This is a genomic window from Acinetobacter sp. F9 (genome assembly GCF_019195275.1).
Taxonomy (GTDB): Bacteria; Pseudomonadota; Gammaproteobacteria; order Pseudomonadales; family Moraxellaceae; genus Acinetobacter; species Acinetobacter pseudolwoffii.
Map to the genome: position 1 here is coordinate 405,703 of NZ_CP078068.1, position 15,011 is coordinate 420,713.

General features: G+C 39.5%; 16 protein-coding genes and 1 pseudogene. 10 read left to right on the top strand and 7 right to left on the bottom strand.

Features of this window, described 5'->3' with window-relative positions; translation table 11 throughout:
- Positions 1 to 134 precede the first annotated feature (134 nt).
- From KT990_RS01830 to KT990_RS01850, 5 genes are all read right to left on the bottom strand, one after another.
- The gene (locus tag KT990_RS01830; protein ID WP_180191430.1) at positions 135 to 1,043 is read right to left on the bottom strand and encodes an AEC family transporter; all 909 of its coding nucleotides are present in this window, start codon (positions 1,041 to 1,043) and stop codon (positions 135 to 137) included.
- Between the two features lie 127 nt (positions 1,044 to 1,170).
- Positions 1,171 to 1,689 carry a GNAT family N-acetyltransferase gene (locus KT990_RS01835; protein ID WP_218209030.1) on the bottom strand — a complete coding sequence of 173 codons (519 nt, stop codon included), beginning with the start codon at positions 1,687 to 1,689 and terminating at the stop codon, positions 1,171 to 1,173.
- Positions 1,690 to 1,757: 68 nt separating this feature from the next.
- On the bottom strand, positions 1,758 to 2,852 hold the full coding sequence (gene aroC, locus KT990_RS01840) for a chorismate synthase (RefSeq protein ID WP_218209031.1): 1,095 nt from the start codon (positions 2,850 to 2,852) through the stop codon (positions 1,758 to 1,760).
- A 13-nt stretch (positions 2,853 to 2,865) separates the two neighbouring features.
- The gene (gene prmB, locus KT990_RS01845) at positions 2,866 to 3,876 is read right to left on the bottom strand and encodes a 50S ribosomal protein L3 N(5)-glutamine methyltransferase (RefSeq protein ID WP_034609000.1); all 1,011 of its coding nucleotides are present in this window, start codon (positions 3,874 to 3,876) and stop codon (positions 2,866 to 2,868) included.
- Positions 3,877 to 4,080: 204 nt separating this feature from the next.
- A complete protein-coding gene (locus KT990_RS01850) occupies positions 4,081 to 4,467 on the bottom strand; it encodes a hypothetical protein (RefSeq protein ID WP_005097047.1) in 387 nt (128 codons plus the stop codon).
- A gap of 199 nt (positions 4,468 to 4,666) precedes the next feature.
- On the opposite strand from KT990_RS01850, the gene KT990_RS01855 reads away from it, so the two are divergent.
- From KT990_RS01855 to KT990_RS01900, 10 genes are all read left to right on the top strand, one after another.
- The gene (locus KT990_RS01855) at positions 4,667 to 4,975 is read left to right on the top strand and encodes a hypothetical protein (protein WP_005097049.1); all 309 of its coding nucleotides are present in this window, start codon (positions 4,667 to 4,669) and stop codon (positions 4,973 to 4,975) included.
- 160 nt (positions 4,976 to 5,135) lie between these two features.
- On the top strand, positions 5,136 to 6,509 hold the full coding sequence (locus KT990_RS01860; RefSeq protein ID WP_005097050.1) for an ABC1 kinase family protein: 1,374 nt from the start codon (positions 5,136 to 5,138) through the stop codon (positions 6,507 to 6,509).
- Between the two features lie 239 nt (positions 6,510 to 6,748).
- Positions 6,749 to 8,044 (top strand): acyl-CoA dehydrogenase family protein, encoded by a 1,296-nt coding sequence (locus KT990_RS01865; RefSeq protein WP_100535156.1) that lies wholly within the window; start codon positions 6,749 to 6,751, stop codon positions 8,042 to 8,044.
- Between the two features lie 22 nt (positions 8,045 to 8,066).
- A complete protein-coding gene (locus KT990_RS01870) occupies positions 8,067 to 9,266 on the top strand; it encodes an acyl-CoA dehydrogenase family protein (protein ID WP_100354785.1) in 1,200 nt (399 codons plus the stop codon).
- 89 nt (positions 9,267 to 9,355) lie between these two features.
- Complete coding sequence (locus KT990_RS01875; protein ID WP_180083600.1) at positions 9,356 to 9,844, top strand: GNAT family N-acetyltransferase; 489 nt, start codon at positions 9,356 to 9,358, stop codon at positions 9,842 to 9,844.
- A 211-nt stretch (positions 9,845 to 10,055) separates the two neighbouring features.
- Positions 10,056 to 10,634, top strand: coding sequence for a transglycosylase SLT domain-containing protein (locus KT990_RS01880; RefSeq protein ID WP_180001429.1), 579 nt, complete (start codon positions 10,056 to 10,058; stop codon positions 10,632 to 10,634).
- A gap of 498 nt (positions 10,635 to 11,132) precedes the next feature.
- The gene (locus tag KT990_RS01885; protein WP_218209032.1) at positions 11,133 to 12,077 is read left to right on the top strand and encodes an IS5 family transposase; all 945 of its coding nucleotides are present in this window, start codon (positions 11,133 to 11,135) and stop codon (positions 12,075 to 12,077) included.
- Positions 12,078 to 12,131: 54 nt separating this feature from the next.
- Positions 12,132 to 13,103 carry a hypothetical protein gene (locus KT990_RS01890; protein WP_218209033.1) on the top strand — a complete coding sequence of 324 codons (972 nt, stop codon included), beginning with the start codon at positions 12,132 to 12,134 and terminating at the stop codon, positions 13,101 to 13,103.
- A 10-nt stretch (positions 13,104 to 13,113) separates the two neighbouring features.
- On the top strand, positions 13,114 to 13,653 hold the full coding sequence (locus KT990_RS01895; RefSeq protein WP_218209034.1) for a GTP-binding protein: 540 nt from the start codon (positions 13,114 to 13,116) through the stop codon (positions 13,651 to 13,653).
- Between the two features lies 1 nt (position 13,654).
- Positions 13,655 to 14,077: a roadblock/LC7 domain-containing protein gene (locus tag KT990_RS01900; RefSeq protein ID WP_218209035.1), complete on the top strand. Its 423-nt coding sequence runs from the start codon at positions 13,655 to 13,657 to the stop codon at positions 14,075 to 14,077.
- 48 nt (positions 14,078 to 14,125) lie between these two features.
- On the opposite strand, the pseudogene KT990_RS13645 reads toward KT990_RS01900, so the two are convergent.
- Together KT990_RS13645 and KT990_RS01910 are read right to left on the bottom strand one after the other, a co-directional pair.
- A pseudogene (locus KT990_RS13645) lies at positions 14,126 to 14,221 on the bottom strand (IS5/IS1182 family transposase); the annotation flags it as partial.
- 546 nt (positions 14,222 to 14,767) lie between these two features.
- Positions 14,768 to 15,011: hypothetical protein (locus KT990_RS01910; RefSeq protein WP_218209036.1), on the bottom strand; the 244-nt coding region annotated here is incomplete at its 5' end.

The window sequence follows — 15,011 nt, forward strand, 5'->3', positions numbered from 1 at the left end:
AAGATTTTAGGATTGATTTGATTTTGGCGCTTAAATAGAACCTTTATTGCTTAGGCTATTTTAATGGTTCAAAGCATAGAGAGTTTAAATTCAGTATTTAGATCTTATATCATCTATTTGAGAATCAAGGAATTTTAAATAATCCAGGAAAGTACCAATATTAAGCTTCCCGCCGCTACGACGGTTTGTACACTAATGATGCTCGCCATTAACTGGCTATCGCCGCCATATACCCGGGTTAACACATAAGACGCTGAGGCAGTAGGTAAGGCAAAGAACAATACCAATACTTGCGTGGTGAATACATCAATCTGGAAAATTTTACAGACTAAAAATGCAATCAGCGGCATTCCAAACAGGCGACCAAAGGTCATCAGACTGAGTGGCAATACATCTCGCTGAAAGCCCTGAAACTTTAAGGCTGCTCCTACACACATCAGACCGAGTGGCAAACTGCATAGTGCAATCTGTTTAAGAAATTGCTCTGCTCCGGCCCAGAGTGCCAAACCGGAAAGATTAAACACACCACCCACAATACAGCCTAAAATTAATGGATTTTTAGATAAATCCAGAATGATTTTTTTCAGCTGCATATCGTGACTGCGGGTAAATGCCAGCACCGACAAGATATTCACCAAAGGAATACACAACACCATGATCACAGCGAAGATGGTCATGCCCTGCTGATGAAATAAGCTACTGACCGCAGCAAGTCCGATATAGGTATTGAAGCGCAACAAGCCCTGAACATAGACGCCAAAACGCGCATAAGATATCTGGTACATATGGCGCAACATATACAGTGCGATACTGACCACGATCATGATACTAAATACCACCAGTACCACATCCTGAATCACATTCATCTGAATCTTGGCAGTGGCCAGATTTAAAAATAACATCACTGGAAACAGTGCATAATAATTTAACTTTTCTGCACCGCGCCAAAAGTCTTCACTCAACCATTGCCCATGCTTAAGCAGATAGCCAAAGCTGATCAAGCCAATAAGAGGAAATAAAGAAGTTAAAATAATTTGCAGCATGTGCCATCCTGGTCTGTTTCCCGTCTATTTTTCAATACCCTTTAGACGGTGCACAAAAACTAGCATATTTAGTGGCTGTTTCACCAATTAATTTAAGAAGTAAAATGCTTGAATTTTCATCAACTCATTATATTGATCTGATCATTTTTTCTAAAATCAGTAAATGTAATGGAATCACAGGTTCTCCGACATTTTGATCTAGTGGATATGCCTCGATCTTTTCAGTCAGCTGATAGCCCCGGCGCTCATAATAAGCAATCAATTCTGTACGGACATTCAATACTGACATTCGAATCACTTTCTTCTGATACGTATCAATAATATAAAACTCGGCAAAATCTAGTAACTGCTTTCCATAACCCGAGTTTTGTTGGTCTGGATCAATGGCAAAACTTCCAATTTCGATAGAGTCATCGAATTCAGTCAGCCCAATACAGCCAATGATCTGATCATGATTCTCTAATACAAAAAGCTTAACATTGGTCTGTGCCAAGAGAATCATTACCTGATCACAATTAATCCGTTGCCCAGCAACCATCTCATGTTCATGTGTCCAGCCATGATTGGAACGATAAGCTGTGTTGATCAATACAACAATGTTCTGGATATCTGTAGTTTTTGCCAAGCGAATATTGTTATTTTTCATTATATAAATATAAAAAAAGCCAGACCGAAGTCTGACTCTAATCGTATCCGCTTCAGATAAAAAGCGAATTATTTTGGTTCAATCGGCTCAAAAGGCACAACTACATCGGCATTTTGCGCACGATGACGCATAAAGTGATCCATCAGCACAATCGCCAGCATCGCTTCTGCAATTGGTGTCGCACGCACGCCCACGCAAGGATCATGACGGCCTTTGGTCAACACGTCTGTATCTTCACGATCGATATTAATGGTTTTACCCGGAGTAGTGATTGAAGCCGTTGGTTTCAGTGCAATCGCGACACGAATGTCCTGACCGCTAGAAATACCGCCTAAAATACCACCGGCATGGTTTGCCAGAAAACCGTCTGTTGTTAACTCATCACGTGTTTCATGACCAAATTGCTCAGCGACGCCAAAACCATCACCAATTTCAATGCCTTTGACCGCGTTAATCGACATCATGGCATGCGCAATATCTGCATCTAAACGATCGAAGACCGGTTCACCCCAACCCACAGGTACTTTAGACGCAATAATTTCAAGTTTTGCACCGCAGCTGGTGCCTTGTTCACGTAGTGAAGTCACGAGCGCTTCAAAACGTGGCACGGCATCAGCATCACCACAGAAGAATGGATTGTTTGGCACTTCATTCCAGTCCAGTTTTTCTGCTTTTTCAGTACCAATTTGTGTGACATGGCCACGAATTTCAATGCCAAATTTCTCTAACAGGAATTTCTTGGCAATGGCACCCGCTGCCACACGCATCGCTGTTTCACGCGCGCTTGAACGGCCACCACCACGATAATCACGGAAACCATACTTCTGGGTATAGGTATAGTCGGCATGACCCGGACGGAAAGTTTGCGCGATATTGCCATAATCTTTCGATTTCTGATCCGTATTACGAATCAAGAGCCCGATCGATGTTCCGGTGGTTTTACCCTCAAACACACCAGAAATAATTTCTACTTCATCCGGCTCTTTACGCTGGGTGGCAAATTTCGATGTACCCGGCTTACGACGGTCCAAATCTTTTTGCAAATCGGCTTCACACAGCTCAATACCCGGTGGAACCCCATCAACGATGGCCATCAGGCCCACACCGTGAGATTCACCACAAGTCGTCACACGGAACAGTTGCCCTATACTATTACCTGCCATGTCACACGACTCCTTATGCTTGAATAGACTGAATGAATAAATCGCGGTAAGTACGGCATTGCTGTGCAGTGAGTGCAAAGATACCTGAACCACCTTTCTGGAATTGTAACCAGTAGAAATCGACTGAATTGAAGTTCTGTTTCATCGCCCATTCCGAGTTACCGACTTCAATGACAATAAGACCGTCTTCAGTCAGGTAATCTGCAGCTTGTGCCAACATTTTACGTACAAGGTCCAAACCATCCTGACCCGCAGCCAATGCCATTTCAGGTTCGTGATGGAACTCATCGGGAAGATCAGCCATATCTTCTGCATCCACATATGGTGGGTTCGATACGATTAAATCATATTGATTTTCAGCAGGAATTTTTTCAAACAGGTCAGACTCAAGCAAGGCCACATTAAACTGTTGGTTATGATGTTCACAGTTAATTTGTGCTACTTCTAAAGCATCCTTAGATAAATCAGTGGCATCGACTTCGGCTTCCGGAAAAGCATAAGCCAGAGCAATCGCGATACAACCTGAACCTGTACACATATCTAAAATACGGCGAGGCATTTTTGGATCTGGATTTTCAGGTAGATTGTTTACCCCTTCACGCGCCTGATAATTTTCATCCAGACAGTAAGGTGCAAAACGATTTTGAATCAGTTCAGCAATCGGTGAACGTGGAATCAGTACACGCTCATCCACGTAATAAGGTTTATCGTCAAAGTAGGCTAAATTCAATAAATATGAAGTTGGCATACGCTCATTGATACGGCGCTCCAACAATCCTAAAAATTCAGCTTTTTCACTTGGGAGTAATTTTGCCTCGAGAATTTCAGCATCCGCTTTCCATTCCAATGACATACTTTGTAATACCAATGCTGAACTTTCAGCAAAATAATCTTCTGTACCTTGGCCTAAGTGCGCATCATATTGACGTAATGCTGTCACACCAAAGCGGATAAAATCACGAATTGTGCTTAGGTTTTCAGCGGCTTCCTGAATATGTTCAGGGCTAATAGTCGGTCGATCCACGTAGGGCGTCTCCAAGGTCATTTTTTTAAACGCCTTATGATACCTTGTTTTGCCTGCTTTTATAATGCTAAAAGTATGAAAAACACGAATTCTCTAGGCTCATAAAAATGATAAAATTCGTGTTTTTTTACCCAATCCTCAACCTGTCATTCTAGTTTTTTCAGAGCAAGTTCAGACAATTCAAACTATGCCTCATGTGGTGATTTATCGTGAACCTGGTGCATAGGAGCGGGATTGATAAAGATTTGCCTGATCCATAATCAAGGCCAGCATACATTGACCTTGTTGCTGTTTGGCATATTTTCCAGACACTCTTAAATTACATTGCTGCGACAGTTTACGTTCCCAAAGCACATGCTGACTGCGGATGGCCGCGGTCTGATTCGGATTCAGCTTTAGATAATTTTTATAGCTTTTCTTCAGACGTTTGTTGTGTAGTTTCAGCTCTTTCTTTAGGCATTTCTCTGCTTTAGCGGTATTACCATAACTAAAGTTCATACACTGCGAATATTCCTTGGAATATCCTACAGCAGCCTGAGTCTGAACTGCACTACCCGCAAAAACTGCAACCAAAAACCATGCAAGACGCATAAAATCCCCTTTACCTAAACTGGTATAATTCCAATAAATGTTTAACAATCAATATTGTTTAAATTATCCATGAATATTAACGCAGTCCTTGCAATAATCCTATGTATTTCTCCGGCAGCAAATTAAACAGTTGTGCAATTGAAAACTGGCCTATCACCCACATATAATCCGAATTAAATCTTCAAACGAGCCCGGTCCTATGAGCTATAAGCACAATAATCTTATGGCGATGCGCCAAAATTACTGGAATGACCAGGTTTCCGGTCAGGTGCAGCAAGAAAAGGTATTTTTGCAGTCAACTTTAATCCAGCATGGTGTATTTAGCAGTGCGACACTGGACGATGCCAAATATCTGTTTTTTGGTTTGCCGAGTATTGTGATTGTAAAAGGCTATGCATTGGGTTTTATGCACGACAGTGTCCAGCACCTGATTCATCAACATATTCAAACAAATAAACAACAGTTACAACAACGATCTGAATTAAAAATCCAATTTCAAATGGCATAATGCCTTGTCTAAACTGATACAGGCTGGTGAATAAATGAAAGCTTGCCTAGCTTTTACTATGAATTCAGCGGCTTAAACTTTTTTAATACGTGCAGAAGCGCTAATATCCCCTACAATGATTTATTCTGCTTCATGCTGATGATGAAAGGATTGAGTTTACATGTCAGATCAGAACGATAAGCTTAAACAACTGAAAACCTCCTCTATGGATCGACGCTTATCGATCGCAAAGGCATCCTTGCTGGCAGGCACGCGTTGGGCGGCTTCCAGTGCAGGCTCCATATTTTCGAGTGAAGAAGAAAAAGAAAAGAAACGTAAAAAAGCCATGAAAGAGCAGGCGGATTATCTGGTTGCAGAAATTGGTAAGCTCAAAGGTTCAATTGTTAAAATCGGCCAGATGATGGCGCTGTATGGCGAACACTTTTTGCCAGAAGAAGTCACACAGGCTTTAAATACGCTCAACAACCAGACCGTGGCACTTGCTTGGCCAGCGATCAAGACACAATTACAGCAGCAGCTCGGTGCAAAGCTGAATGATCTCACCATTGATCATGAGCCTTTGGGCACTGCATCTTTAGCCCAAGTCCATCGCGCCACCCGCAAATCTGATGGCATGGAACTGGTCTTAAAAATTCAGTATCCCGGTGTGGCAGAAGCCATTGATTCAGATATGAGCCTGTTTAAAAACATGCTTAAACTGACGCGTCTGGTGCCGCAAACCCGCGAGTTCGACCAGTGGTTCGATGAAGTCCGTGAGATGATGCATCGTGAAGTCGACTATCAGATTGAAGCAGATACCACGCGGCGTTTTGCTGCACGTTTAAAAGACGATCCGCGCTATATCGTGCCGACGATTATTGATGAGTATTGCTCTGATCGCGTGCTGTGCATGACTTTCGAACGCGGTGTGCCGATCAATAGCCCAGTAATGTTGTCTCTGCCACAAGAACGACGCAACCAGTTGGGTGAAGCATCGTTAGAAATTGCCGTACGTGAAATTTTTGAATGGGGTGAAATGCAGACCGATCCGAACTTTGGGAATTATCTGGTTCGTCTGGGCAATGGCGAAGATATTCCTGACAAGATTGTCCTGCTCGACTTTGGTGCCATCCGTCAGTTTGACCAGCATCTGCTCAGCGTCGCGCGCAATCTGATTCAGGCCGGTTATCATCACGACTCAGACATGATGGTCAAAGCCATGACCGGTTATGAGTTTTTTGATTCAATTCCGCAAAGCATCAAGCCGGATATGGCCAAGGTCTTTTTACTGGCCACTGAGGCTTTTAGCTCACCGTTGAATAATCAGGAGCTACCAGCTAATGTGATGGATCAACATAATCGTTATGACTGGAAAAAAAGCCAATTGCATAGCCGTGTCATGCAACAGGCTTCAAGATCTATGGCTTCACGTTATTTCAGTGTTCCACCCAAGGAATTTATGTTTATTAGCCGTAAATTCATCGGTGCATATACCTTTATGACCGTAATTGATGCCAAAACCAATGTGCGTGCCATGATCAAAAATCACCTTTGATACCCCAATAGACGCTACATAGAAACCCGGATGATTTTGTCATCCGGGTCAATTTTTATTCAAAAATAATTTTCTCTCTTCTTGTTTTTAATTATATTTTCATAAACTTAGCTTACCATTTGTTAACTTTTAATAACTTAAAAATTGTCAATCATTCATGTCAGCGATGACATGGTTTTTTCTTGGCGTGCATGTCAGCATGAATAAAATAACGTGACAACACCCATAGGATAATCAAAATGAATAATATGGTGAACAAAGCTCAAGGATTTGGCTTGTCCATGCTGACCAAAATTGCGGGTAGTGAAATATTAGATCAATTAAAGCTGCGTAAATTTATAGAAAAATTCCTGTATCAAAGTTCCAAAGCAGGATTTAAAACCCTGAGTCAAACCCAGAAAATCCTGAAATCTGGCCAGAACATTCAAAAACAGCGTCTCCCCCCTCAATCTAAAGCACTGTTTGATCTAAACCTGTCTGCAGAACAGCAACTGACCTGCGATGCGATGCAGAAATTTGCTCAAGAGGTACTTTATCCATTGGCGCATGCTGCCGATCAGCATGAAATATTTCCGCATGAACTGTGGCAATATAGCACCGATCTCGGCCTGAATTTCTATGCCTTGCCTGAAGCGTTAGGGGGTGTCGCCTCCGAACAGAATATTGTCAGTAATATTTTAATTGCGCAACATTTGGCTCGGGGAGATTTCAGTTTGACTGCCGGTTTACTGTCTAGCTTTAGTGTGATCAATGCCATTACCCGCTGGGGTTCAGAGCAGATTCAGGCAAAATATCTTGGTGCTTTCGCAGAAAATCCAGAGCTGAAAGCAAGCTTTGCGGTACAGGAAGAAACCGCCGCATTTAATCCGTATCAACTAAAAACTCAAGCGATTGCTCATCAGGCGCATTATCTGATTAGCGGTGAAAAGACCTTGGTCATGCTCGGAGAAAATGCGGATCTTTATCTGGTCAGTGCCGATCTAGACGGAACACCTGAGGTCTTTGTGGTACAACGTGACCATAGCATTACTGCAAAAAAATCCCCTGCCATGGGTCTAAAAGCAACTGAAAGCGTCACACTTCAATTTAAAAATACACCAGCGCAGCGTTTGGGTGATGATGATTTTGATTATCATACTTTCGTTGATTTAGGCAATTTGATGTGGGGTGCTATGGCCGTCGGTACTTGTGAGGCCATGAAAAAATACTGCATACAATATGCCAATGAACGGACTGCTTTCGGTGAACCTATTTCCCATCGTCAGAGTGTCGCTTTTATGATTGCCGATATGGTGATTGAAATTGATGCCATGCAGATGCTTATTCTTAATGCTGCCAGTCTGGCTGAATCTGGCCAACCTTTTCATCGAGAAGCTTATCTGGCACGTTTACTCTGCGCAGAAAAATCCATGAAAATCGGTACAGATGGCGTGCAGATTTTGGGTGGTCATGGCTTTACCAAAGAACATCCGGTCGAGCGCTGGTATCGAGACCTCAGAGCCACTGCGATTGTTCATTCTGGCCTACATGCCTGATCGGAGAATAAAGAAAAATATCATGAATCTACAAAATCCAAAAAAATTCAGACTCCTGATTGATCAAGCGCACGAAGTTGCACTCAATGTACTCCGCCCTATTTCGCGTAAATATGATAAGGCTGAACACACTTATCCTAAAGAGCTGGATATGCTGGCCTCCATCGTAGATGGTATGAACCAAGGCAGTGAAGGTATGAATGCGGGCGCAGCAGTGAATAAACGGGGCGAGACCGACAGCAGCAATAAAAATGGTATTAATATGTCTACTGCCCTGAGTATTATTGAAATGTGCTATGGCGATACGGGTTTATTGCTGTCTATGCCACGTCAAGGTTTAGGAAATTCAGCCATTGCAGCGGTGGCAAATGAAGAACAGCGACAACGTTTTCATGGGACTTGGGCAGCCATGGCGATTACCGAACCAGGTTTCGGCTCAGATTCCGCTGCAATTCGCACCACTGCGACCAAAGATGGTGATAACTATATTTTAAATGGTGAGAAGATTTTTGTGACCTCTGGGGAACGTGCCGATGCGGTCGTGGTCTGGGCAACATTAGATAAAAAACTGGGACGATCGGCAATTAAATCATTTGTGGTGACCAAAGGTACGCCTGGAATGAAGGTTGAACGACTGGAACATAAGTTAGGAATTAAAGCTTCGGATACTGCCACGATTCGCCTGATCAATTGTCGAGTACCTGCGGCAAACTTGCTCGGTCATGCAGAAATCGATGTTGCCAAGGGCTTTGCCGGTGTAATGGAAACCTTTGATAATACCCGGCCATTGGTCGCTGCCATGGCAATTGGCTGTGCCAAAGCCTCGCTGGAACGTATCAAGGAAATTTTTAAGGATCAACTGGATTCCAGTTATGTCACGCCCTATTTACAAAGCTCCAATATCGCTGCACAAATCTATCGCATGGAAGCAGAATGGGAAGCTGCGCGCTTGCTGATGCTCAAAGCGGCGTGGATGGCAGATAATCATAAACCGAATTCACGTGAAGCATCTATTGCAAAGGCCAAAGCTGGACGTATGGGTAATGAAATCACCTTAAAATGTGTAGAATTGGCAGCTGCGGTAGGCTATAACGAAACTGAACTGTTGGAAAAATGGGCACGTGATTCCAAGATTCTGGATATTTTTGAAGGTACCCAGCAGATTCAACAACTGATTATCGCCCGACGCGAACTGGGTAAATCTTCGAGTGAGCTAAAATAAAACTTTATCGAAGAAAAATTAAACGAAAAAGATGGCTTTTTTAAAGTTTTCGGACTATAAAAATTCCATCTTCTTTTATGTCATGTGCTATGTATTCTATTCGTCCCCTTCAGCCTCAAGATAATGCTCAAATTGCCAAGATTATTCGTAACGTTTCCATGGAGTTTGGTCTAGCAGCGGAGTCCGGTTTCGCTGTAGGTGATTCAATCCTGGATCACCTGTATAACGTATATCAACAGCCAAATTCTGCCTATTGGGTCATTGTTGATGAACAGGATCAGGTCTATGGCGGTGGTGGTATTGCTCCACTACAAGGTGACCACAATATTCTAGAAATACAGAAAATGTATTTTCTACCAGCCATTCGTAGATATGGCTTTGCAAAACAGATTTTGAATTTGGCCTTTGATTTTGCCCGACAACATAAATTTGAACGGATTTATATCGAGACTACCAAAAACCTTTGGCAAGCGGTGAAGCTGTACGAGAACTTAGGTTTTGAGCATCTGGATCGGCCTGAAGGCGACACTGGCCATAGTCAAGCCTGTGAAATCTGGATGCTTAAAAACCTAGCCTAATCGATGTCGATCCTCATCTTATCCATAACACCAAGAAAAGCCTTAAATAAATCTCTATTCCAATCGGCTTTTCTTTGATCACCTCTTCATAAATCATCCATGATTCAAGCAGATCTGCTTTGACTTTGTAAACAAATCATATAATTTCTTGACGATTTTTATACATCTTCCTAAGATCAGTTTAATTTTAAAAATACATGGAAGCTGAAAGTTGTTAGGCAAATTTTCTGTTAGAAAAAACTTATTATTACCAGTATTCAATAGCACAATTTTTAAAATTGGGCTGCTTGGTCTAAGTACCGTGTTTTTTAGTGCCTGTTCTTCTCTTGGCGGCAATTCTTTAGAAAAACGTTCTGCTCAACTGTCTAAAGGAATTCAGACAGCCTACGGTGTTCCAGCAACCACCGCAACTCGCGTTTCACCTTTGATTATTCAGAATGCAGAAAAAAATCGTCTGGATCCATTACTTGTAGCAGCCGTAATTCGTCAGGAGTCAACTTATCGTAGCCAAGTGGCTTCACATGCTGGAGCTGTTGGCCTCATGCAAATTATGCCAAGATATTGGCAAGCGACTTGTGGTGATGATTTATATAATGAAGCTATAAATATTTCATGTGGTAGCCATATTCTTTCTCGTTATCATGAATCCAGTGGCAGCTTAGAAAAAGCACTGGGCTATTATAATGTAGGTCCGACTGCCTATGAGAAAAACCGTAAAATGCGTAAGCAAGGCAAACGTTATGCACAACAAGTGAAACAGCATAAAAAAGATCTGAAGAATGTGATTTAATTTATCTTTAACATAATGCTTGAATCAGTTTAAAACTCCTAAAATTAAACTGATTCATCTTTTATCGGCTATATTGATTCTGCAAACGTTAAAATAATGCAAAACCCATCACATATTTGTTTTTTCATTTAATTTTGGAAAGATTAATATTTAATCAATCAACTTTATACCTATATAATAAATATCAACATATAAAATATAATTTTATATATCTAGTGAAAAATTATATTTCATACATTTATTTTAATTAATTTAAATAAAAATAAATCCAATGAATAAATTAAATAATAAAAACTACATTAATTTATCTTTATTGCATTATTTTCAAGAATAATAGAATTAAACTTATACTTAATATTTTTAATATATATTGCAATTTTTTGTTAATTATTAGAAACTCCATCTAATAGCTAAAGCTATTTAGAAAATGGGGGATAATTATGGGGCTTTGTTGCACAAACCTAGCATAGAAGGCTTATTCAGCAATATAATTTCAAAATGAATAAGCCAACTCCTAAAACCTATCGTACAACCAATTGGTCTTCCTATATGAGCAGTATACTGCGAAGACTGATTAACCGGGGCAATATTTGCATTTGGTTCGATCCAAAGACTCAGTGGTATGCACAGTCACAAGGCAAACAAGGTCGAAATCAAATCTACTCCGATACAGCTATTCAATGCTGCTTAATGATCAAATCTCTATTTCGACTATCTTTACGTATGGTCACAGGTTTTGTTCAAAGTCTGATTAAACTTTGCGGATTAGATTGGACAGCGCCAGATTACACCACGCTTTGTAGAAGAAAAAAGCATATTGATATTGCGATTAGTTACCAAAAAAGTAGCGATGGACTGCATCTACTCGTGGATTCCACTGGTTTAAAGTTTTTAGGTGAAGGTGAATGGAAACGCAAGAAACATGGATCTGAATATCGTCGTCAATGGCGTAAACTCCATATCGCTATAGATGCTGAAACCCTTCAAATACGTGCTGTACAACTCACTACAAATGATGTCAGTGATTCACAAGTACTCGAATATTTACTTGCTCAAATTCCCTTGGATGAGCAAATTTATTTTGTCTATACAGATGGTGCTTATGACACAAAGCACTGCCGACAAGTCATTTTAGATCGAGATGCACATGCGGTAATACGACCAAGGAAAAATGCAAAGCCTTGGAAAGATCAGCAAGCGAGGTCTATAGAGCGGAATGAGTTATTGAAAACAATCAAACGGCTAGGAAGATCCCTTTGGAAAAAGTGGTCTGGTTATCATCGTCGAAGTTTGGTGGAAACCAAGATGCATTGCATCAAATTATTAGGCGATAAATTAACGGCAAGGAGTTTCCCTAGTCAGGTGAATGAGATTCATGCACGCGTAGCAGTCTTGAATAGATTCACGGAATTAGGTCGACCTCATACCCAAGTTGCCACTTAAATTTGACTCACTTAGGGTAGCTCTGCCTTTCAAACCTTTGTGCAACAAAGCCATATGAAAGACACAATTTATCTCTCTGTATTTGGTTTAAATCTTGCTTTGATTAATGAACTCAAGGCCATCATTAATATCGCTCTACAGGAAAAATATGAGATTTCCTGGACACATATTGCTGATTCAAAACTCCAATTACTTTTAATCAATGAGGATTTTATTAACATTCCTCATATTGAAAAAATGGATAAAAAACATTTTCAGATTCTGCGTATAAAGAAATCTGATACGAATACGACCCAGCAAATTATTAACAATACGATTTATTTGCCATTATTTGATGAAAAACCTCTCATTCAATGGATACAATCCTATTTCTTTAATTTACTTAAATCTAATAATTTATCTTATAAGCTGAACAATAACTCTCTATCTATTCAAAATCAAAAATTCAATTATGATAATTTAGAAAATATATTTAAAGATATATTCAAAAAATATCGAACAGGTTTATTTTTATTACAAAGTGAAAGTGATGATATTGCCATACTCGATTTTGATCGGTTTCAATTTTATTTAAAACCTAATCTTCAAATTATAACAACAAAAAATTTAAACATTATCCCTGCAAGTATTAATCAAATTTTAAGCATTAAAAAACATGCAAAAGGCATAGATCTTAAACAGGGAGTCTGGCAATTTATTTGGGACTATCTCGACCAAGAGATTCCAAACTATCCACTTCATTATCAAATTAAACGTTGGCCAAAAATATCAAACAGAACCGACCGTATACATTTATTTAAGTTATCTACTGTATTTAGCTCGGGCAGCCATATCAGCTATGCAGAGTCTTCTTTAAAAATTGGTTATAAATATATTAATTTCTTTTTATGTGTTTCTGATTTAGCAGGAGATTTAATTCCTATTTCAGAAAATATGTCCCCATTTAAGTTAACCCAACAAAATAAAACTAAAAATAATGGACTAAGTGGGTTCTTTAATAGTTTAAGAAAAAAGCTAGGGCTTTAAGGTTTAATCCATGATTTTACAAAGATACAAACTTGTGTTCGCTGGAAGTATGGGGGCAGGTAAAAGTACTGCGATTCAAACCATTTCCAGTATTGACGTTTTAAGTACGGAAGCCATTAATACCGATTTAAATGCACATAAAAAAGCACAAACAACTGTAGGGATCGATTATGGTGAACTCATTTTAGAAGATGGAAATATTGTTGGCTTATATGGCACACCAGGACAAGAACGCTTTGACTTTATTTGGGATATTATTACGGAAGGTGCTCTAGGTGTAATTCTACTCATTGATCACACTACAGAAAACCCCATTGAACAACTAAATGAATATTTAACTTATTATAAAGCCAAGCTTTCAAATATTATAATTGGCATTACTCATTTAGATAACAAAGCTCAATATGACTCATCGATCTATCATGAATGGCTAGACCAACAAGATATAAATTACCCTTTATTTTTAATTGATGCTCGCGATAAAAAAGATATTCTCCTTTTAGTTGATGTATTAATCACACAAGCTGAAGTTCTTTTCGAGTTAAATTAATATGTCACTACATGAACTATCTAAACGTACCGCACCTCAGGATTTAATTCAGTTTGCACAAAAATATATACAAGCTATTCTTAGGGATGTTTCCGAAGTCAATTTAGTTATGCTCTACTCTTCAGATGGTTTTGAACTTGCGTCAGTGCATAAAAAGGATGTTGAAAATCATGGAAAACTTGCGGCTGTAAGTAGTTCAATTCTGGCTATGATTCATGCATTTATGAATGAAATTAATTTTACAGGATGCCAGAGCATAACCCTAGATGCAGATAATGGTAAGGCTGTTATGGCATCTATTCAACATCCTAGTTTTCCAATGCTTATAGTCATTCTTTCTTCCAAAGAAGTTTTACTGGGTCAGCTACTGTACGCAACCAAAAAAGCTAGCACTGATATTGCAGCATATAAAATTAAAATTTAGGTTTTAAATGCTATATCCTATTTATATTTATGAAACTATGATCTGTCATCAATTAAGCCAAATTATTGTTAAGGCAAGATAAATTGCTGACAAAAAGTTTTGAACTAATTTATCATAACGTATGGTAATAATACGATACTGCTTGAGCTTGGCAAAAAAAGTTCCCGATCAAATATCGTGCTTTATAAAGATATCGGTTTATAATCACCTTGACTCATAGCGTTATTTTTAGAGGGTATCACGCCTTAAGCATTAATTTTATGGATTGGAACAATTATTCGATCTTTAGACTTTTAGGGGTTACCTATGGGCTAAGTTTGACTGAATAATAAGTCCAGCAATATATCAGCAACATTTAAATCATGAACTTGCCCAGCAACAGTAAGATAAAATTTTATTGGATTGCCTAAGACATCATTATGAGCACGCATTTTGGTGCTTAAGTTATCTTTCCTCCGTCCGATCGCCTGATTTCTTCCCCAGCGCTGTGTTGATGAGCACAATGGTGGAGTCGAACATGGCTATTCATTGTCACTGTCATGTGACAGCACTTCAAAGACTCTCTGCCACACACCTGCTTTAGGCCAACGACTAAAACGAATATCCACGACGCTGAAATCACCAAATGTTATGAAAAGACTCACTCGCTAATGAATATCTGAACGATACCGAACTGCTCTCAGCAAATAATCAGTTATCTTTATCAATTACTCTAACAATTTCTATTCTAATATCTAAATCATGCCAGTAACACCTAAGAAAGTTGTCACAGGATTTATTAAATAAAGACCTAGCACTTAGTCCTATTCTAACTATCTTAATAGCTAAACTTGAACATATCTCAATCATTTTTTGAAAAGCTTGAGATTTAAATAATAACTTGATTATTTTAAATACACAAAAAAACACCCCCTGCTTATGCAGGGGGTGTTTC